Genomic DNA, 20,445 nt, shown 5'->3' with positions numbered 1-20,445 from the left:
AGCAGGCTACCCGGCGGCGGTTCGCTCTGTCATGTACGACAACCCCACCGCGGCCCGGCTGTGACCGCGACCTGGTACCGCTTGGCCCGGCTCCGCGTGAGGGTGTGATCTGCGCCCCGTAAAGTCGTATGCAGAACTACGCAAGAAGTCGCGGCGCACCCGCTGGGCCGTGCAAGGAGTACACGTGTCACTCGATCGGCCACTGGCCCCGCTTCCCCAGGAGGGCATGGGTTTCGCCGCGGCGTGGCCCGTCCGGCTCGGCGATGTGGATCCCTATCAGCGGCTGCGCTTCGATGCCGTGGCGCGCTACCTGTCCGATATCGCCTGGGACGAACTGCACCGCACCGAACTGCACCACACCGACCCCACCTGGATCGTGCGCCGCACCGTGATCGATGTGGTCCGCCCGATCGTCTGGCCCGACCAGGTACGGCTGACCCGCTGGTGCTCGAGCATGTCGACCCGGTGGACGAACATGCGCACCCGGATCACCAGCGAGGGCGGCGGGCTGATCGAGACCGAGGGCTTCTGGATCAACCTCAGCGAATCGAGCAATCTGCCCTCGCGGATCAGCGACGAGGGCCTGGCCTACCTGGCGCGCTCCACCGACGAGCACCGGCTGCGCTGGCGCCCCTACCTCACCGATCCGGCCCCGCGCGAATCCGACACCGACCTGCCGTTCCCGATCCGCGCGACCGATATCGACCAGTACAACCACGTCAACAACGCCTGCTACTGGCAGGCGGTGGAGCAGTATCTGGTCGACTACCCGAAGCTGGTCGCCGGGCCGCACCGCGCGGTCATCGAGTACGTGGCGCCGGTGCTGGCGCGCGAGCACATCACCGTGCGCGCCCGCTACGAACCCGGCGACGCGGGCGGACGGCTGACGCTGCGGTTGTGGTTCGTGGTCGGCGGCATCACCACCACCGTCGTAAGGGTCATGCCGCTGCCGTGACATGGCGGCTGGCGCCGCGGGTTCTCGGCCTGTTCCCTTGATCTTCCCTCCCGCCGGGCACTCCTTCGTCGCACCCTCTGGTCAGTCCAGATCAAGGCGGCCGAGAACCGCTGCGGCGGCTAGCCCTTGGCGGCCTTCAGCAGGTCCGCTCGGGTGGTGAACTTGACCCGCGGCCTGCCCGCCGCCTTGCCCGCCGACTTCTCGGCCTGGTCGATGGTCTTCCAGCCCTTGCGGTCGACCAGCTCGGGCTGGCGCTGGGCGAGCAGGGCCTGCAGCGCGGCCCGGTCCCCGCTCGGCGCGGTGAGCTTGCCCGCGATGAAATCGCTGATCAGCGCCTCCACCGTCTCCTCGGCATCGAGCCGGTTGGAGCCGATCACGCCGCGCGGCCCGCGCTTGATCCAGCCCGAGACGTACACGCCCGCAACCGGTTCGGTCGCCTCGATGACCCGGCCGTGCTCGCTGGGCACGGTGCCGCGGCGCTCGTCGAAGGGCAGCCCGGCGATCGGCACACCGCGGTAGCCGATGGCGCGCAGCACCAGACCGGTGTCGAGGGTCTCGGTGCGATCGGTGGCGGTGGCCACCAGCTGCCCGTTGTCCTCGGTCAGTTCGTTGTGCGCGAACTCCAGCGCGGTGGCGTGCGCGTCGCCGTGCACCGCGGTGGGGGTGGCCAGGTACCGGAAGACGATGCGCTTGTGCGCCGGGTCCGGGGTGAGCTGCGAGTATTCCTGGGCGAGCTGGTATTTCAGGCGCAGCGACGGCTCGATGTTCGGGTCGTCGAGCAGGGCCTGGCTGTGCGGGTCGAGCGCGAGCTCGGCCGGGTCGACGATGACGTCGACGCCCTTCATGTGCGTCAGCGCCAGGAACTCCGGCGAGCTGTAGGCCGCCTGCAGCGGGCCGCGCCTGCCCAGGATGACCACCTCGCGGATCTCGCTGCGGCGCAGCGCGTCCAGCGCGTGGTCGGCGATATCGGTCTTGGCCAGCTCGTCCGGGTCGGCGGTGAGCACGCGGGCCACGTCCAGGGCGACATTGCCGTTGCCGACGATCACCGCGCGCTCGCCGGACAGGTCGAACTCGCGCTCGGCGAAATCGGGGTGGCCGTTGTACCAGGCCACGAACTCCGTCGCCGAGTGACTGCCGGGCAGGTCCTCGCCGGGCACGCCGAGGCGCCGGTCGCTGGAGGCGCCGACGGCGTAGATCACCGCGTGATGGTGGGCCAGCAGCTCCTGGTGGTCGATGTGCTGACCGACCTCGACATTGAGGTAGTACTGCAGGGTGTCGCGGCGGAAGGCGGAGTCGAACATGTTCGCCACGCCCTTGGTGCCGGAGTGGTCGGGCGCGACGCCTGCTCGGATCAGGCCCCACGGCGTCGGCAGCCGGTCGAACATCTCGACCTCGACATCGCTGCGGCGCAGCAGTTCGTCGGCGGCGTAGCAGGCCGCCGGGCCCGCGCCGACGATGGCCACGCGCAGGGTGCCCAGGTCCTTGGGTGGGCGCACCGGGGTGCTCAGCGGGTCGAAATTCGACTCCAGCGGGTGGCGCTGGAAGTAGGCGGCGTTGATCTCGCGGTACCTGGCCAGCGAGGCGAGCAGGTCGTCCTCGGAGAAGATGGCGTCCACCGGGCAGGCGTCGACACAGGCTCCGCAGTCGATACAGGTGTCGGGGTCGATGTGCAGCATCTCCGCGGTCGCGAACTCCGGCTGATCGGGAGTCGGGCGAATGCAGTCGACCGGGCACTCGGTGACGCAGCTGGCGTCGTTGCAACAACGCTGCGTGATGACGTAGGCCATGGGTGCAGATCCTCGAAATATGTGGTCGGTGGCTCGAGACGCCGTCGCAGGACGTCCGCGGCGGGGTATGCCACGGGCGCGTCTACGGTGACGTAGCTTTCAGTGTGCCTCGAGTGTGACACCGACCTCACCCGCGGTCCGGATTACGGTGGTCGGATGGCGGTGACTCTGATCCTGATGCGACACGGCAAATCGGCCTATCCCGACGGCGTCGGTGATCACGACCGGCCACTGGCCCCGCGCGGACAGCGCGAGGCGGCGCTCGCGGGCGACTGGCTGCGCGCCACCCAGCCGCCGATCGACGCGGTGCGCTGCTCGACCGCCACCCGCACCCGCCAGACCCTCGCGGCCACCGGGATCGCCGCGCCGGTGGAGTACACCGACGACATCTACGAGGCGAACCCGCACACCCTGATCGAGCTCGTGCAGCTCACCGACGACGCCGTGTCCACCCTGCTCGTCGTCGGTCACGTACCCGGAATCCCCTGGACCGCCTGGGAGCTGGCGTACAACCGGGACTCCGATCAGGCCACCGAACTCAGCCGCAAGTTCCCCACCTCGGCGCTGGCCGTGCTCGAATTCGACCGGCCGTGGGCACAGGTCGACCCGGGTTCGGGTGAACTCACGTTCTTCCACGTCCCCCGCTGAGCCGCTACTTCAGCAGCTTGCCGCCAACCACGACGCCGACGCCGAGCAGGATCAGCAGGACGAAGGCGACGAAGCCGTTCGTCAGCCACCAGACCACGCCGAGTACCAGCACCACCGGCGCCACCGCGATGGCGGTGATCACCGGGCTCTCCTTGACCGTCTCCCACGCCGAGCGGGCCCGGATCCGGTCGATGTCCTTAGCCATGTGATCCACACTACGTTCGTGTCGGTGGTCGGTGCCATGCTGATCACATGGATTGGAAAATCGAACTCGTTGCCATCCCGGTCACCGATGTCGATCGGGCCAAAGACTTCTACACCAGCATCGGCTTCAACGCCGATCACGACCACACCCCGAGCCCGGACATCCGGTTCGTCCAGCTCACCCCACCCGGCTCCGGCTGCTCGATCTGCATCGGCCGCGGGTTGACCGAGGCCGCGCCGGGCAGCGTCGAGGGCATGCAGATCGTCGTGGCCAGCGCCGACAAGGCCTACGAGCAGCTCGTGGCCGCCGGGGTCGCGGCCACTCCGGTCCAGGACATGCCCTGGGGCCGGTTCACCTTCTTCGCCGACCCCGACGGCAACAAGTGGGCCGTACAGGAGCTGCTCAACTACACCTGAACCCACGCGTCCCACGGAACTAGGCTGGCACGATGGACCCGGACACCACCGCCCGCGCCGACGGGCAGCTCGACCGCCCGCGCTATTCGATCGGGGAGGTGGCCGAACGCTCGGGACTCAGCCGCGACACGCTGCGCTGGTACGAGAAGATCGGCCTGATGGGCTACATCGGCCGCGACCGCACCGGTAACCGCCGCTTCAGCGATCGTGATCTGGAGTGGCTGGCGCTGATCACCCGGTTGCGGCTGACCGGCATGCCGGTGGCCGACATGCTCCGCTACGCCGAACTGGTGCGCGCCGGGGAGCAGACCTTCCCGCAGCGGCTGGCGATGTTCCGGCAGACCAGGTCCGACGTGCTCGACAAGATCGCCGAACTCCAGCAGACCGTGGCCGTCCTCGACTACAAGATCGCCCGCTACGAGGGCCGATCCGATATCGACCGGCCTGCCACGCTCAGCGCGTACACGAGCGAGGAGTGCGACGCCTGAGTGTCTTCGCCGCCGCGCGGCGCTAGCATCGCGAGGGTGACCCAGGGCCATGAGCGCGTATGGATCGATAAGAAGCACCCGGCGATCTTCAAGGCCATGAGCGCGACGGCGGCCGAGATCCGCGCCGCCGCCGCGGCCGCGGGGATCGATCGCAGACTGGTCGAGCTGATCAATCTGCGCGTCTCGCAGCTCAACGGCTGCCCGTACTGCCTCGACGTGCACGAACACGCCGGGCTCGGGGCGGGGTTGACGGCCCAGGAGATCGCGGTACTGCCCGCCTGGCGCCGGGGCGGCACCTATTCGGCCGCCGACCGGGCCGCGCTGGGCCTGGCCGAGGCGGTCACGACGCTGCCCGACGAGGAGCGCACCGATCGGGAATACGCGATCGCGCGCGAGCATTGGTCCGAAGAACAGATCTCGGTGATCATCTGGATCGCCGTCGCGATCGGTGCGTTCAACCGCGTATCGATCCTCAGCGCGCACCCCGTTCCGGTGCGGAAGGAGCGTAAGACCATGAGCGAGGCCAAGACCGAAGGTGACCGCCGCGTCGTCCGCAACGAGGAGAAGAACCGGTACGACGTGTTCCTCGACGGCGAACTCGCCGGGTTCACCGAGTACGTCGAGCGCGGCAACGACACCGACTTCGTACACACCGAGATCGACGGCGCCTACGCGGGCAAGGGCCTGGGCGGGGTGCTGGCGCGGCTGGCCATCGAGGACGTGATCGCGCGCGGGCGCACCATCACCGCGCACTGCCCGTTCATCCGCGGCTACCTGGACAAGCATCCCGAGTACGACGCGCACGTGGTGGGCAAGGGCATCCCGAAATGAGCGATCTGGAGGCCGATCCCACCGAGGCGCTGTGTGAACCCTCGCCGAGCCCGGGACCGATCTCCGAGCTCTATCCGGCCAGGGAGGTCCCGCTCGGTGGCGTGCGTGGGGTGTATGTGGAACGCACCCTGCCGCAACGGGATCTGCCGACCGTCGGCGCCTGGTGCTTCCTGGACCGGTTCGGCTCCCCGACCGTCACCACCACCGGCGCCTCCCCCGATATCCTGCCGCACCCGCACATCGGCCTGCAGACGGTGACCTGGCCGTTCGACGGCCGGATCCGGCACCGCGATTCGGTGGGCTCGGACGTGGAGATCGAACCCGGCCAGCTCAACCTGATGACCTCCGGACGCGGCATCGCGCACTCGGAATTCGGGGTGCCCGGCGCCGCGGCGGGCAACGGCCTGCAGCTGTGGATCGCCCTGCCCGAGGACGCGCGCCACGGCGAACCGCACTTCGAGCAGCACCGCGCCCTGCCGGTGTACGAGGAACCGGGCCTGCGGGCCACGGTGCTGATCGGCGCGCTCGGCGGGGTGGTCTCGCCCGCGCGGGCCTACACCCCGATCCTCGGCGCCGACATCGTGCTCGACGCGGGCGCGCGGGTGCGGCTGCCGCTCGAGCGGGCCTTCGAACACGCGGTGCTGGTGGTCAGCGGCACCGTCGAGGTCGACGGGACCGAGCTCACCGCGGGACCGCTGCTGTACCTGGGCACCGATCGCGCCGAGCTCTCGCTCACCAGCACCGAGGGCGCGCACTTCGCACTGCTCGGCGGCGAGCCCTTCACCGAGGAACTGGTGATGTGGTGGAACTTCGTTGCCCGCACCCACGAGGAGATCATCGCCGCGCGCGAGGCCTGGGAAACCCGCGATACCAGCCGCTTTCCCACCGTGCTCGGCCACGATCCGGACGAGCGGATTCCGGCGCCACCCTTACCGCCGCTGCGGTTGAAGCCGCGCAAGCGCGCCACCGGCTGCACCCACGGCTGATCCGGCCCTCAGCCCTGAGCGAGCAGGGCGTCGAGGGCGCGGTAGCTGTCGTTGAGGCCGGTCTCCATGCCCGAGTCGAGCATGCCCGCGCACTCCTCGGCGGTGTGGAAGACGCTGTCGGTGACCACCTTGGTGCGCCCGTTGCCCAGATCGACGAAGGTGGTCGAGTCGATGGAGATGTGGGCGGGCATGCCGTCCCATTCGAAGGACTGCACGATGCGCTCTTTCGGGGTGATCTCACGGAAGCGGCCCTCGAAGCCGTAGCCCTGGTCGCCCTCGTATTCGACGAACCGCCAGTGCCCGCCCTTGCGGAACTCCCAGCGCTCGACATCGAGCTCGTGGCCGCGGCCCCACCAGCGCGAGAGCTGTTCGATGCGGCTGTAGGCGGCCCAGACCCGGTCCAGCGGGGCGTCGAATTCGCGTTCGATGTGCAGTTCGCGGTCCGAGGTGGAGGTGATGACCGCGTCCTTGGTGTCGGTACTCATTGCTCTGGCTCCGTTCGTCGCAGGAATTCATCGAGACGGTCCATCCGGGCTTCGAGCATCTGCCGATAACCCTGCATCCAGGCCACCTCCCGATCGAAGACGTGCTCGCCGATGCGGCAGTACCGCACCCGCCCACGCTTCTCGGTGACCACCATGCCCGCCGCTTCCAGCAGGCCGATGTGCTTCTTGATGCCGGTCAACGTCATCTCGAAGCGCTCGGCCAATTCGCTGATACTGGCGGGCCCGCGCCCGAGCTGCTCGAGGATGCCCCGCCGGGTGGGGTCCGCGAGCGCCCCGAACGAGGCATCGCGGCGAGGCGCGCGCGTCAAGACCGGGATCGCCGAAACCCTGGACGTCCGGCCGGATTTACTACTACGCTTTGTCGTAGACCATTCGGCGATCTTGGGGGATCACATGGACCAGACCACCTGCTGCGTCGTGGGCGGCGGACCCGCGGGCATGATGACGGGCCTGCTGCTGGCCAGGGCGGGCGTGCGGGTGACGGTGCTCGAGAAGCACGCGGACTTCCTGCGCGACTTCCGCGGCGACACCGTCCACCCGTCGACGGTACGGCTGCTCGACGAACTCGGCCTCGGCGAGGAGTTCGCCCGGCTCCCGCAATCCGCGCTCACCAAGATGCACATGTACGCCGGTGACCGGATGGTCGTGGCCGCCGACCTCACCCGGATTCCCGGCCGCTACCGGCACATCGCGATGGTGCCGCAGTGGGACTTCCTCGATCTGCTGGCCCGCGCCGCGGCCACCGAACCCACCTTCACCCTGCACATGCGCTCGGCCGTCACCGGGCTCGTGCACGAGTCCGGCGCGGTCGCGGGGGTGCGCTACCGGGATGCCGAGGGCGCCGAGCGGACCCTGCGCGCCGATCTCGTGATCGCCTGCGACGGACGCGATTCCGTGGCGCGCGAGGCCGCCGGGCTGCGTCAGCAGCGCGAGGACGTCCCGATGGACATGTGGTTCTTCCGCATCCCCAAAGCCGCCGACGACCATGCCGGTGGCGCCGTGCAGGCCCGCTTCACCAGCGGCAACTCCGCGGTCGCCATCGATCGGGGCGACTACTACCAGACCGGTTACATCATCGGGAAGGGCAGCGACGCGGCGATGCGGGCCGCGCACGAGGTGGGCTGGCTGCGCGAGCGTCTCGGTGAGTTGTTCGGCTGGCCGGAGACCGCGACCGCGGCGATCCGCTCCTGGGACGACGTCAAGCTGCTCGAGGTCAGCGTCGGCATGCTCGAGCAGTGGGCCGTACCTGGTCTGCTGTGTATCGGCGATGCCGCGCATACGATGTCGCCGGTGGGCGGAGTCGGGGTGAACCTCGCGATCCAGGATGCCGTGGCGGCCGCCCGGACCCTCGCGGCGCCGCTGCTGGACCACCGGGTCTGCCTCGCCGACCTGAAGAAGGTGCAGCGCCGCCGGATGCTGCCCGCGAGCTTCACCCAGCGCTCCCAGCGCGGCGAGCACGACCTGCTCATCGCGCCCGCGCTGCGCGGAAACCTGCACACCGCGCCGCTGCCGCTGCGCGTCGTCGACGCCGTGCCACCGCTGGCCGGGCTCGCCGCGTACCTCGGCGGCATCGGGCTGCGCCCCGAACACGCGCCGGATTTCGCCCGCCGCCCCAGCGGCACGACACCCCGGCCCAGCACGGCGCGCTGACCGGGAGTCGCACCCGCCGCCACGACTTCCCGAAACCCCCGCGCAACGGCTAGGTTTGCCGCAACGACCGGGACGATCCTGTCCCGGCTGACGCGTGGGAGGCTTTGCGGGATGAGGATCGGCACCGTGTTCGGGGCAGTGCTGCTGGCGGCGGGGGTCACACTGTCGGCGACCGGAATCGGCGCGGCCGATCCCACCCAGCCCGGCATCACGCCCCTGCCCGCGCAGACCACCGCACCCGCCCCGGCGGGCACCCAGCCCGGCATCACGCCCGCGCCCGAGGGCACCCAGCCGGGGATCACCCTGCGCGGTGCCGACAAGGACGTGGACTACCAGGTGGGCGTGTCCGAGGACCGGCGCGCGGTGGTGACCACGCTGGACGCGGGCCGGTTCGACCTGGCGCACGACGGCAAGGTCGTCACGATCACCGATGCCGCGGGCACGGTGCTCGCGGCGCTGCCGATGGCCGTGCGGCTCGGCGCGCACACCACCACGCTGACCCCGGCGATCGACGCCACCGGCACCGAGCTCACGCTCACCCCGATCGGCGAATCCGACACTCCCGTACGGGATATCAGCGCGCAGGAGCGGTTCTTCGCCGAGACCCAGCGGCTGCAGCCGGAGATCATCCAGGGCGCGGCGATCGGCGCGGCCATCGGCTTCGTGCTCGGTTTCCCGCTCGGGCTGTTCGTGCTGGACTTCATCACGGTGCCGGTGGCAACCGTCGCGGGCGCGGCGATCGGCGCGATGGCCGGGTACGCGATGGCCGGTGGGCAGCCCGCCGTGGACACCGCGATCGCCTACGTCACGGGGGCGCCCTGAGCCCTGTCGCGACGGCCGACCAGCCCCGTACCGTGGACAGCACGCGGACTCCGCACCGGCGCCGGAGACGCACGTTCGTGAGTGGGTGGTGAGAGACGTGTTCGACCCGCTGGCCGATATCGACCGGGCCCTGGCCGAGCAGGCCGGCTGGACCTGGTTCGACGACCACCTGCTCTACACCTGCGGGATCGTCGAGCTGCTCGCGAGCGGACGGGGCGCGCGGATCCCGTCCGCCCCGACCCGGGTGCGGCTCGACCCCGGCGAGATCTGCTTCGCCGACGGCGGCGCCCAGTGCTACACCTGGCGCGGTCTCGGTGACGGCCGCTGGACCCGCGGCCGGACCAGCGCCGACGGGCGCACCCCGCTGGGCGCGGTGGCCCACCTGGGCAACGCGGTACGCAACGAGACCCGCAGGCTGCGCGCCGAGGCCGCCGGGCAACCACGCTGGGTGACCGAACGGCCGGGCACGGCGATGATCTCCGACCGGCGCATCCACCTGGCCAATCCGGACCGCGCGTTCTCCCTGCACTGGTCCGCGCTGGAGAGTGCCGACCTGACCGCGCCCGACCTGGTCGGCTGCCGCTTCCCGGACCGCGCCGGGACGATGCAGCAGCTCCAGATCCGCAGTGCGTGGGCGCCGCTGATCTTCGTCACCGCCGCGCTGCGGCATTTTCCGCAGCATCCACTGCTGCGCAGCGGGGCGTGGCTGCCCGCCGGGTTCGAGGACAAGTGTCATCTGGCGGGCAAGAAGTGCCCGAAGGTGCGCGCGCTCTAGCGTCATCGGCCATGGCGACTTCGACCCATCACAGCGCCGCCCTGGTGCGGACCGGGCTGGTGTTCGCGCTGGCATCGGCCACCTCCTTCGGCCTGTCCGGTCCGCTCGCGCGCGGGCTGATGAACGCGGGCTGGAGCGCGGCGGCCGTGGTGGCCGTGCGGGTGCTGCTGGCCGGGGTCGTCCTGCTGCCGCTGGCGCTCCCGCAGCTCCGCGGCGACTGGATGCTGTTGCGCGCCAACGCCAAGCTGATCGTCGCGTACGGGCTGGTCGCCGTGGCCGGAACACAACTGGCCTATTTCAACGCCGTCGCGCACATGACCGTCGGCGCGGCGCTGCTGATCGAATACACCGCGCCCATCGCGGTGGTCGGCTGGTTGTGGGCGCGGCACCGCCAGCGTCCCGGTGCCGCGACCGTTGGCGGCGCGGCGCTGGGGATCCTCGGTTTGCTGCTGGTGCTCGATGTGGTCTCGGGACTGTCGGTGGACCCGGTCGGGATCATCTGGGCGCTGGCCGCGATGTTCGGCGCCGCCGCGTATTTCGTGCTCTCCGCCCACGGCACCGACCTGCCCGGCACGGTGCTCGCCGCGGGCGGCCTGCTGATCGGCGGCGTGATCCTGCTGCTGGCGGGCGCCGTCGGGATCGTGCCGCTGCGCGCCACCACCACCGAGGTGGTCTTCGCGGATTTCACCACGCCGTGGTGGATTCCGGTGGCACTCATCGGCATCGTCACCGCCGCCGTCGCCTACGTCACCGGGATCGCCGCCACCCGCCGCCTCGGTTCCCGCCTGGCCTCCTTCGTCGCCCTCACCGAGGTCCTGGCCGCCCTCGCCTTCGCCTGGGCGCTACTCGGCGAGGCACCGCGCCCAATCCAATTGCTCGGCGGCACAATGATTCTGCTGGGCGTCGTCATCGTCCGCCTCGGCGAGCCCACCCCCGTCCCGGTCGGCGACCCAGAGGCCCAGACCGCCGCCGACGACGCCGCGGCGAAACCCGGCTGACGCGCGATAGCCGAACGGTGGCCGGAGACCGAGACAGCCCGCGGCCGTGGGTATATCGTCGGATCCGACAGCCGCGCCGGGTCCGCGCTCCGCGCTGGCTGCCCACACACTCCTCCGGCCGCCCGGTGGTGTCCGACGGCGAAAACTGTTGCGCCGGAGGAACTATCAAGGGGTCTAGATGTCTTATCTCACACCGGCGGACTTCGTCGGGAAGATGGTCGACGCGGGCGAAGCCAAGGCGTTCATGTCCACCCGCGATACGGTGATCCGGGCCTATATGGCCGGCGCGATCCTGGCCCTGTCGGCCGCGTTCGCGGTGACGATCACGGTGAACACCGGCGAACCGCTACTCGGAGCGGTGCTGTTCCCGGTCGGGTTCTGCATGCTGTACCTGCTCGGATTCGACTTGCTCACTGGGGTTTTCACGCTCGTGCCGCTGGCGCTGATCGACAAGCGCCGCGGTGTCACCGTGCGCGCGGTGCTGCGCAACTGGGGCTGGGTGTTCCTGGGCAATTTCGCCGGCGCGTTCACCGTGGCGGTGATGATGGCGATAATCCTGACCATGGGCTTCTCCGTCGACCCCAGCGCGGTCGGCGAGAAACTCGGCGAGATCGGCGAGGCACGCACCGTCGGCTACGCCGAACACGGCGCCGCGGGCATGCTCACCCTGTTCGTGCGCGCGGTCCTGTGTAACTGGATGGTCTCCACCGGCGTGGTCGCCGCCATGATGTCCACCTCGGTCTCCGGCAAGGTGATCGCCATGTGGATGCCCATCATGCTCTTCTTCTACATGGGCTTCGAACACTCCATCGTCAACATGTTCCTGTTCCCCTCCGGCCTCCTCCTCGGCGGCGACTTCTCCCTGCGCGACTACCTCCTCTGGAACGAAATCCCCACCGTCGCAGGCAACCTCCTCGGCGGCCTCACCTTCGTAGGCCTCACCCTCTACGCCACCCACGCCCGCCCCGCCCCCACCCGCCAACCCACCGAATCGCGCCCCGACTAGAGCTCCTCCGAAGCGGGCAGAGCCGGGTCCGGGTACTCGAATGCCGAGTTGATCCACTCGACCCTGGGACGGCCACCCGCACCGTCGAACTCGAGAAACACAGCGCGCCGATACGCGAGCTGCTCGATGAATGCACAGAGCTTGATGTAGTCGAGTTCGCGATCTCGCGCCGAGACCCGCCCCTTCTTGGCCTCCAGCACAAGAAGATTGCGGCGGGTCGAAGCAGCACGCGGTTCGTGCACAATCAGATCCGGCACGACGAAATGGGCTTCTTCGAGCCCACCTCGCCGAATCCGCAGCTGCTTGCGCACTACTGCGAATCCCAGGTGGGCACGGCGATCGTACTCGACATCCGCCCGCCATTCGCCGGGTAGCGCAGCCAGCTGCTGGTTCAGCGCAGAGGCTATGTGTGCCACCACAGTTCGCTCGTGTACCGCGTCGGCGACCAGGTCGGCACAGTCCGTCCACACCTGCTTGATCGCTATACGGACCATGTTCTCGATCGGCAGATCGACTGCGGATTCCGGCACACTCCAGATGATTTCATGGGGCCTCCGACACCGAACGACGAACGCCCCGCTCCGGGAAGGAGCGGGGCGTTCGTTGTCACTGCTTAGCGGTAGTCGCTGAAGCCGTAGTCATCCAGCGGCACCGCGGCACCGGTGGAGGAGCCGAAGCTGTCCGGGGAGTAGTAGGTGTCGTCGTAGGACGGCACCGCGTACGCCGCGGCACGGGCCTCCTCGGTCGGCTGCACCTGGATGTTGCGGTAACGGTTGATACCGGTACCGGCCGGGATGAGCTTACCGATGATCACGTTCTCCTTCAGGCCGATCAGCTTGTCGGAGCGGCAGTTGATCGCCGCGTCCGTCAGCACTCGGGTGGTCTCCTGGAAGGAAGCCGCCGACAGCCACGAATCGGTGGCCAGCGACGCCTTGGTGATACCCATCAGCACCGGACGACCGGAGGCGGGCTCGCCACCCTCAGCCACCACACGACGGTTCGACGCCTCGAACTCGGCACGCTCGGTGAGCGAACCGGGCAGGAACTCGGTCGCACCCGAATCGATGATCGTCACACGACGCAGCATCTGGCGCACAATGACCTCGATGTGCTTGTCGTGGATCGACACACCCTGCGAGCGGTAGACCTCCTGGACCTCGTGGACCAGGTGGACCTGCACCTGACGCGGGCCCATCACGCGCAGCACCTCGTGCGGATCGGCAGCGCCCTCGAGCAGCTGCTGACCCACCTCGACGTGGTCACCGTCGGCCAGCAGGCGTTCGGTGCCGTCGTCATGCTTGAACACACGCAGACGCTGACGCTTCGACAGCTTGTCGTAGACCACTTCGTCCGAACCGTCGTCCGGAATGATCGTGATCTTGTAGAAGCGGTCGTCGTCCTCGAGCCGCACGCGACCCGAGACCTCGGCGATGGGCGCCTTGCCCTTGGGCACACGAGCCTCGAAGAGCTCCTGCACGCGGGGCAGACCACCGGTGATGTCGTCACCCGCGACACCACCCTGGTGGAAGGTACGCATGGTCAGCTGGGTACCCGGCTCACCGATGGACTGGGCGGCGACGATGCCGACGGCCTCGCCGATGTCGACCAGCTTGCCGGTGGCCATCGAGCGGCCGTAGCAGGTGGCGCAGACGCCGGTACCGGTGGTGCAGGTCAGCACGGAGCGGACCTTCACCTCGGTGATGCCCGCGTCGAGCAGCGCCTCCAGCGCCGGGTCGCCGAGGTCGGCGCCCTTGGCCACCACGACATTGCCCTTGGCGTCGACCGCGTCGGACGCGAGCGTCCGGGCGAAGGTCGAGGTCTCGACGTGGGCGTCGCGGATGATCGTGCCGTCGGCCAGCTTCTCCGCGATCGGCACGACGATGCCGCGCTCGGTGCCACAGTCGTGCTCGCGCACGATGACGTCCTGCGAGACGTCCACCAGACGACGGGTCAGGTAACCCGAGTCGGCGGTACGCAGCGCGGTGTCGGCCAGACCCTTACGGGCACCGTGGGTGTTGATGAAGTACTCGAGCACGGTCAGGCCCTCACGGAAGGAGGACTTGATCGGGCGCGGGATGAACTCACCCTTCGGGTTCGTCACCAGGCCCTTCATACCGGCGAGGGTACGGGTCTGGGTGAAGTTACCGGTCGCGCCCGAGTCGACGATCGTGATGATCGGGTTGTCGGCCGGGTAGTGCGAACGCAGCGCCGTACCGACCTCTTCGGTCGCTTCCTGCCAGATCTTGACCAGGGCGTTGTTGCGCTCCTGGTGATCGAGCGCACCACGCTGGTACTTCTTCTCGATCTGATCCGCCATGGCCTCGTACCGCTCCATGATGTCGGCCTTCTCCGGCGGAACGAGCACGTCCGACATGGAGACGGTGACACCCGAACGCGTGGCCCAGTAGAAGCCCGCGTCCTTGAGCTTGTCGACGGTCTGCGCGACCACGATCATCGGGTAGCGCTCGGCCAGATCGTTGATGATCGTGGCCTGCCGCTTCTTCGGCATCGGCTCGTTGATGAACGCGTAGTCCGCCGGGAGCAGATCGTTGAACAGCACGCGACCCAGGGTGGTCTCGGCCAGCCACGCGTCACCGCGGTGCCAGCCCTCCGGGAACAGCTCCGCCTCGATCTCGCGCGGCGGGCGCTGCTCGGTGAGGCGCACCTTGATCAGCGAACGCACGGTGAGCTCACCGCGGTCCACCGCCATCTGCGCCTCAGCGGGCGAGGAGTACACGCCCTGCTCGGCCTCGTCCTTGGTGGCCGCCCGGTAGGTGCCCACACCCTTCTCGTCGAGACGAGTCAGGTAGAACAGGCCGGTCACCATGTCCAGACGCGGCATCGCCAGCGGGCGACCCGACGCCGGGGACAGGATGTTGTTCGACGACAGCATCAGGATGCGCGCCTCGGCCTGTGCCTCCGCCGACAGCGGCAGGTGCACGGCCATCTGGTCACCGTCGAAGTCGGCGTTGAACGCCTCACACACCAGCGGGTGCAGCTGGATGGCCTTGCCCTCGACCAGCTGCGGCTCGAAGGCCTGGATACCCAGGCGGTGCAGGGTGGGCGCGCGGTTCAGCATGACCGGGTGCTCGGCGATGACCTCTTCGAGGACATCCCACACCTGGGCGCGCTGACGCTCGACCATCCGCTTGGCGGACTTGATGTTCTGCGCGTGGTTCAGGTCGACCAGACGCTTCATGACGAACGGCTTGAACAGCTCGAGCGCCATCAGCTTCGGCAGACCACACTGGTGCAGCTTCAGCTGCGGACCGACCACGATGACCGAACGGCCCGAGTAGTCGACGCGCTTGCCGAGCAGGTTCTGCCGGAAACGACCCTGCTTGCCCTTGAGCAGATCGCTCAGCGACTTCAGCGGGCGGTTACCCGGACCGGTGACCGGACGGCCACGACGGCCGTTGTCGAACAGCGCGTCGACGGACTCCTGCAGCATCCGCTTCTCGTTGTTGACGATGATCTCGGGCGCGCCCAGATCGATCAGTCGCTTGAGGCGGTTGTTGCGGTTGATCACACGGCGGTACAGGTCGTTCAGGTCGGAGGTGGCGAAACGGCCACCGTCGAGCTGAACCATCGGGCGCAGCTCCGGCGGGATCACCGGAACGGCGTCGAGCACCATGCCCATGGGCGAGTTGCCGTTGGCCTGGAAGGCCGCGACGACCTTGAGGCGCTTGAGCGCGCGCAGCTTCTTCTGGCCCTTGCCCGAGCGAATGGTCTCGCGCAGGTTCTCGGCCTCGGCGTCGATGTCGAAGTTCTCCATCAGCTTCTGGATGGACTCCGCACCCATGGCGCCGGTGAAGTACTCGCCGTAGCGGTCGACGAGCTCGCGGTAGAGCACCTCGTCGACGATGAGCTGCTTGACGGCCAGCTTGGTGAAGGTGGTCCAGATCTCGTCGAGACGATCCAGCTCACGCTGGGCGCGGTCGCGCAGCTGACGCATCTCGCGCTCGCCGCCGTCCTTGACCTTGCGGCGCACGTCGGACTTGGCGCCCTCGGCCTCGAGCTCGGCCAGGTCGGCCTCGAGCTTCTGCGCACGGGCCTCGAGATCGGCGTCGCGCTGATCGGCGACGGCCTTCTTCTCGACCTCCATCTCGGCCTCGAGGGTGCTGAGCTCGTTGTGGCGCAGCTCCTCGTCGACACCGACGATGACGTAGGCGGCGAAGTAGATGATCTTCTCGAGATCCTTCGGCGCCAGATCCAGCAGGTAGCCCAGGCGCGAGGGCACGCCCTTGAAGTACCAGATGTGGGTGACGGGCGCGGCCAGCTCGATGTGGCCCATCCGCTCACGACGCACCTTGGCGCGAGTCACCTCGACGCCACAGCGCTCACAGATGATGCCCTTGAAGCGGACACGCTTGTACTTACCGCAGTAGCACTCCCAGTCCCGGGTGGGGCCGAAGATCTTCTCGCAGAAGAGCCCGTCCTTCTCCGGCTTGAGCGTGCGGTAGTTGATGGTCTCCGGCTTCTTGACCTCGCCATAGCTCCACTGGCGGATGTCTTCGGCGGTGGCCAGGCCGATCCGGAGTTCATCGAAGAAGTTGACGTCTAGCACGTAACTTCCTTTCCCCTGTTCGGGTCGAATTCGAGCAAAAGTTCACTAGTTGTCGAGCGTGGTGCGCGGTGCGGGTCTCCCCGCACCGCGCCTACCACCTAGTTCGCCAAATCGTCGACGGTGGCCGCTTCGTTCCTGGACAGGTTGATGCCCAGGTTCGCCGCGGCGCGCTCCAGATCCTCGTCGTCACCGTCACGCATCTCGATCGCGGCGCCGTCGCTGGACAGCACCTCCACGTTGAGGCACAGCGACTGGAGTTCCTTGAGGAGCACCTTGAACGACTCCGGAATGCCCGGCTCCGGAATGTTCTCGCCCTTGACGATCGCCTCGTAGACCTTCACGCGGCCCACCACGTCGTCGGACTTGATGGTCAGGAGTTCCTGCAGCGTGTACGCCGCGCCGTAGGCCTGCATGGCCCAGCACTCCATCTCACCGAATCGCTGACCACCGAACTGCGCCTTACCACCGAGCGGCTGCTGGGTGATCATCGAGTACGGGCCGGTCGAACGGGCGTGGATCTTGTCGTCGACCAGGTGGTGCAGCTTCAGGATGTACATGTAACCGACCGCGACCGGGTACGGGAACGGCTCGCCGGAACGACCGTCGAACAGGGTCGCCTTGCCGTTCTCGTCGACCATGCGCTCACCGTCGCGGTTGGGCAGGGTCGAGCCGAGCAGACCGGTCAGCTCGTCGTCCTTGGCACCGTCGAACACCGGGGTCGCGATGTTCGAGTCGGCCGGGGCGCCGAGCATCTCCTCGGGCAGCGAGGCCGCCCAGTCGGGACGGGTGCCGTCGCTGGCGACGTCGACATTCCAACCGGCCTTACCGATCCAGCCCAGGTGGGTCTCCAGGATCTGGCCGATGTTCATACGACGCGGCACACCGTGGGTGTTCAGGATGATGTCGACCGGGGTGCCGTCGGGCATGAACGGCATGTCCTCGATGGGGAGGATCTTGCCGATGACGCCCTTGTTGCCGTGGCGACCGGCGAGCTTGTCGCCGTCCTGGATCTTGCGCTTCTGGGCCACGTAGACGCGGACCAGCTCGTTGACACCGGGAGGCAGATCGTCGTCGTCCTCGCGCGAGAACACGCGGATGCCGATGACCTTGCCGGACTCACCGTGGGGCACCTTCAGCGAGGTGTCGCGCACCTCGCGCGCCTTCTCACCGAAGATCGCGCGGAGCAGACGCTCCTCGGGGGTCAGCTCGGTCTCGCCCTTCGGGGTGACCTTGCCGACCAGGATGTCGCCGTCGCGGACCTCGGCGCCGATGCGGATGATGCCGCGCTCGTCCAGGTCGGCCAGCACCTCGTCGGAGACGTTCGGGATGTCCCGGGTGATCTCCTCGGCGCCCAGCTTGGTGTCGCGGGCGTCGATCTCGTGCTCTTCGATGTGGATCGAGGTGAGAACGTCCTCTTCCACGAGGCGCTGCGACAGGATGATCGCGTCCTCGTAGTTGTGGCCTTCCCACGGCATGACGGCGACGAGCAGGTTCTTGCCCAGCGCCATCTCACCGTTCTCGGTGCAGGGGCCGTCCGCGAGGACCTGCCCCTTCTCCACCCGCTGGCCCTCGTCCACGATCGGCCGCTGGTTGGAGCAGGTGCCCTGGTTGGAGCGGTTGAACTTGCGCATCCGGTAGGACTTGCGGCTGCCGTCGTCGGCCATCACGGTGACGTAGTCGGCCGAGACCTCCTCGACCACACCCGGCTTCTCGTTCACCACGACATCGCCCGCGTCCACCGCGGCGCGCAGCTCCATGCCGGTACCCACGATCGGGGACTCGGAACGGATCAGCGGCACGGCCTGACGCTGCATGTTCGCGCCCATCAGGGCACGGTTGGCGTCGTCGTGCTCGAGGAACGGGATCATGGCCGTCGCGACCGACACCATCTGGCGCGGCGAGATGTCCATGTAGTCGACCTGCGAGGGGTTGACGAACTCGACCTCTTCACCGGCGCGGCGCACGAGGACGCGGTCCTCGATGAAGCGGCCCTCGGCGTCGACCGGCGAGTTGGCCTGCGCGCGGACGTAGCGGTCTTCCTCATCGGCGGTCAGGTACTTGACCTCGTCGGTGACCTTGCCGTCGACGACCTTGCGGTACGGGGTCTCGATGAAACCGAACGGGTTGACCCGCGCGTACACCGACAGCGAACCGATCAGGCCGATGTTCGGGCCTTCCGGGGTCTCGATCGGGCACATGCGGCCGTAGTGCGACGGGTGGACGTCACGAACTTCCAGACCGGCGCGCTCACGGGACAGACCACCCGGGCCCAGCGCCGACAGACGGCGCTTGTGGGTCAGACCCGAGAGCGGGTTGTTCTGGTCCATGAACTGCGACAGCTGGGAGGTTCCGAAGAACTCCTTGATCGCGGCGACGACCGGGCGGATGTTGATCAGGGTCTGCGGCGTGATGGCCTCGACGTCCTGGGTGGTCATCCGCTCGCGGACCACGCGCTCCATGCGGGACAGGCCCACCCGGATCTGGTTCTGGATCAGCTCGCCGACGGTACGCAGGCGGCGGTTGCCGAAGTGGTCGATGTCGTCGACCTCGACGGGCACCTCTTCGCCACCGGGAGCGGTCATCACCTTGTCCCCGGCGTGCAGACGCACCAGGTACTCGATGGTGTCGACGATGTCTTCCTTGGTCAGCACCGAGGAGGTCACCGGCTCGTGCACGTGGATGCCGAGCTTCTTGTTGATCTTGTAGCGACCGACGCGCGCCAGGTCGTAGCGCTTCTCCTTGAAGAACAGGTTCTCCAGCAGGGTCTGCGCGGACTCCTTGGTCGGCGGCTCGCCCGGACGCAGCTTGCGGTAGATGTCGAGCAGCGCCTCGTCCTGGCCGGGCGTGCTGTCCTTCTCCAGGGTCGACATCATGATCTCGGAGAAGCCGAAGCGCTCGACGATCTCCTCGGTGGTCATCCCCAGCGCCTTGAGCAGCACGGTGACCGGCTGACGGCGCTTACGGTCGATGCGCACACCGACGGTGTCGCGCTTGTCGACGTCGAACTCCAGCCACGCGCCGCGCGAGGGGATCACGCGGACGCTGTGCAGGTCCTTCTCGGTGGTCTTGTCGATGCTGTGATCGAAGTAGACGCCCGGGGAGCGGACCAGCTGCGAGACGACGACACGCTCGGTGCCGTTGATGATGAAGGTGCCCTTGTCGGTCATCATGGGGAAATCGCCCATGAACACCGTCTGGCTCTTGATCTCGCCGGTGTTGTTGTTGATGAACTCCGCGGTGACGAACAACGGCGCCGCGTAGGTCATGTCCTTTTCCTTGCACTCTTCGATGGAGGCCTTGACCTCTTCGAAGCGCGGGTCGGAGAACGACAGGGACATGGAGCCGGAGAAGTCCTCGATCGGCGAGAGCTCCTCGAGCACCTCCTCGAGACCGCCCGCGAGACCGACGTCGCCGCGTGCGGCCGCCTTCTCACGCCAGTCGGGGGTACCGACCAACCAGGCGAACGAGTCCGTTTGTAGGTCGAGAAGTCCGGGCACCTCCAAGGGCTCTCGGATCTTCGCGAACGAAACCCTCGAGGGGGCTCCGGGGATTCCAGCCTTGGTCTGGGTGGAGACTGCCAAGATGCGTCCTTCCAGCACCTCACGCGCGTCGCGTGGTGGTCCGCGACCGTCGCTTGCCTGCTACGTTGAGATTCTCGCTGGTGACAGCCCGAACGAAACCAGAACAAGCAGCAGCGGAAGTAACACCGGAAGGTGGAACTCACGAGTGCGAATCAAGGTGTGGACAGGAGGCAGCCAGCGCAACGTCCAAACTTACACCCCTACACAAGGGGGTGTCAACATAC

At 68.1% G+C, this 20,445-nt stretch carries 18 protein-coding genes and 1 pseudogene; 12 read left to right on the top strand and 7 right to left on the bottom strand.

What is annotated here, in order from left to right; all coding sequences use genetic code 11:
• The first annotated feature begins 184 nt into the window (after positions 1-184).
• Complete coding sequence (locus WA675_RS11830; protein ID WP_336084287.1) at positions 185-955, top strand: acyl-[acyl-carrier-protein] thioesterase; 771 nt, start codon at positions 185-187, stop codon at positions 953-955.
• Positions 956-1,074: 119 nt separating this feature from the next.
• Here the strand turns inward: WA675_RS11830 and WA675_RS11825 are convergent, their stop codons facing one another.
• A complete protein-coding gene (locus tag WA675_RS11825) occupies positions 1,075-2,742 on the bottom strand; it encodes an FAD-dependent oxidoreductase (protein WP_336084286.1) in 1,668 nt (555 codons plus the stop codon).
• Between the two features lie 156 nt (positions 2,743-2,898).
• Between WA675_RS11825 and WA675_RS11820 the strand changes: the two genes are divergently transcribed.
• On the top strand, positions 2,899-3,390 hold the full coding sequence (locus tag WA675_RS11820; protein ID WP_336084285.1) for a SixA phosphatase family protein: 492 nt from the start codon (positions 2,899-2,901) through the stop codon (positions 3,388-3,390).
• A gap of 4 nt (positions 3,391-3,394) precedes the next feature.
• Here the strand turns inward: WA675_RS11820 and WA675_RS11815 are convergent, their stop codons facing one another.
• The gene (locus tag WA675_RS11815) at positions 3,395-3,595 is read right to left on the bottom strand and encodes a hypothetical protein (protein WP_336084284.1); all 201 of its coding nucleotides are present in this window, start codon (positions 3,593-3,595) and stop codon (positions 3,395-3,397) included.
• 47 nt (positions 3,596-3,642) lie between these two features.
• Between WA675_RS11815 and WA675_RS11810 the strand changes: the two genes are divergently transcribed.
• The 5 genes and pseudogenes from WA675_RS11810 to WA675_RS11790 all read left to right on the top strand — a co-directional run bounded on the left by WA675_RS11810 (position 3,643) and on the right by WA675_RS11790 (position 6,316).
• Positions 3,643-4,011 (top strand): VOC family protein, encoded by a 369-nt coding sequence (locus WA675_RS11810; protein WP_336084283.1) that lies wholly within the window; start codon positions 3,643-3,645, stop codon positions 4,009-4,011.
• Between the two features lie 32 nt (positions 4,012-4,043).
• The gene (locus WA675_RS11805; protein ID WP_336084282.1) at positions 4,044-4,499 is read left to right on the top strand and encodes a MerR family transcriptional regulator; all 456 of its coding nucleotides are present in this window, start codon (positions 4,044-4,046) and stop codon (positions 4,497-4,499) included.
• A 36-nt stretch (positions 4,500-4,535) separates the two neighbouring features.
• Positions 4,536-4,997: pseudogene (locus WA675_RS11800) on the top strand (carboxymuconolactone decarboxylase family protein); the annotation flags it as partial.
• Between the two features lie 15 nt (positions 4,998-5,012).
• The gene (locus WA675_RS11795; RefSeq protein ID WP_336084532.1) at positions 5,013-5,330 is read left to right on the top strand and encodes a GNAT family N-acetyltransferase; all 318 of its coding nucleotides are present in this window, start codon (positions 5,013-5,015) and stop codon (positions 5,328-5,330) included.
• Positions 5,327-6,316 (top strand): pirin family protein, encoded by a 990-nt coding sequence (locus tag WA675_RS11790; protein WP_336084281.1) that lies wholly within the window; start codon positions 5,327-5,329, stop codon positions 6,314-6,316. Before WA675_RS11795 ends, WA675_RS11790 begins: the two co-directional genes overlap by 4 nt.
• Before the next feature lie 8 nt (positions 6,317-6,324).
• Here the strand turns inward: WA675_RS11790 and WA675_RS11785 are convergent, their stop codons facing one another.
• Both WA675_RS11785 and WA675_RS11780 read right to left on the bottom strand, forming a co-directional pair.
• Positions 6,325-6,801: an SRPBCC family protein gene (locus tag WA675_RS11785; protein ID WP_336084280.1), complete on the bottom strand. Its 477-nt coding sequence runs from the start codon at positions 6,799-6,801 to the stop codon at positions 6,325-6,327.
• Positions 6,798-7,130 carry an ArsR/SmtB family transcription factor gene (locus WA675_RS11780; RefSeq protein ID WP_336084279.1) on the bottom strand — a complete coding sequence of 111 codons (333 nt, stop codon included), beginning with the start codon at positions 7,128-7,130 and terminating at the stop codon, positions 6,798-6,800. The genes WA675_RS11785 and WA675_RS11780 overlap by 4 nt, the downstream gene beginning before the upstream one ends.
• Positions 7,131-7,215: 85 nt before the next feature.
• Between WA675_RS11780 and WA675_RS11775 the strand changes: the two genes are divergently transcribed.
• From WA675_RS11775 to WA675_RS11755, 5 genes are all read left to right on the top strand, one after another.
• On the top strand, positions 7,216-8,472 hold the full coding sequence (locus WA675_RS11775; RefSeq protein WP_442945610.1) for an FAD-dependent oxidoreductase: 1,257 nt from the start codon (positions 7,216-7,218) through the stop codon (positions 8,470-8,472).
• Positions 8,473-8,583: 111 nt separating this feature from the next.
• Positions 8,584-9,294 carry a hypothetical protein gene (locus tag WA675_RS11770; protein WP_336084278.1) on the top strand — a complete coding sequence of 237 codons (711 nt, stop codon included), beginning with the start codon at positions 8,584-8,586 and terminating at the stop codon, positions 9,292-9,294.
• 88 nt (positions 9,295-9,382) lie between these two features.
• Positions 9,383-10,069, top strand: coding sequence for a hypothetical protein (locus WA675_RS11765; RefSeq protein ID WP_336084277.1), 687 nt, complete (start codon positions 9,383-9,385; stop codon positions 10,067-10,069).
• A gap of 11 nt (positions 10,070-10,080) precedes the next feature.
• Complete coding sequence (locus WA675_RS11760) at positions 10,081-11,067, top strand: DMT family transporter (RefSeq protein WP_336084276.1); 987 nt, start codon at positions 10,081-10,083, stop codon at positions 11,065-11,067.
• A 178-nt stretch (positions 11,068-11,245) separates the two neighbouring features.
• Positions 11,246-12,073 carry a formate/nitrite transporter family protein gene (locus WA675_RS11755; RefSeq protein ID WP_336084275.1) on the top strand — a complete coding sequence of 276 codons (828 nt, stop codon included), beginning with the start codon at positions 11,246-11,248 and terminating at the stop codon, positions 12,071-12,073.
• On the opposite strand, the gene WA675_RS11750 is transcribed toward WA675_RS11755, so the two are convergent.
• The 3 genes from WA675_RS11750 to rpoB form a co-directional block, all read right to left on the bottom strand.
• Positions 12,070-12,603: a hypothetical protein gene (locus WA675_RS11750; RefSeq protein ID WP_336084274.1), complete on the bottom strand. Its 534-nt coding sequence runs from the start codon at positions 12,601-12,603 to the stop codon at positions 12,070-12,072. The genes WA675_RS11755 and WA675_RS11750 overlap by 4 nt on opposite strands.
• 83 nt (positions 12,604-12,686) lie before the next feature.
• Entirely contained in the window at positions 12,687-16,640 is a 3,954-nt protein-coding gene (locus WA675_RS11745) for a DNA-directed RNA polymerase subunit beta' (protein ID WP_336084273.1), read from the bottom strand.
• A 98-nt stretch (positions 16,641-16,738) separates the two neighbouring features.
• Positions 16,739-20,239, bottom strand: coding sequence for a DNA-directed RNA polymerase subunit beta (gene rpoB / locus WA675_RS11740; protein ID WP_336084272.1), 3,501 nt, complete (start codon positions 20,237-20,239; stop codon positions 16,739-16,741).
• Between the last annotated feature and the right edge of the window lie 206 nt (positions 20,240-20,445).

Origin of the sequence: Nocardia sp. SSK8 (genome assembly GCF_037034205.1) — a bacterium.
Lineage (GTDB): Bacteria > Actinomycetota > Actinomycetes > Mycobacteriales > Mycobacteriaceae > Nocardia.
This window is presented reverse-complemented; position numbering and strand designations above follow the sequence as displayed.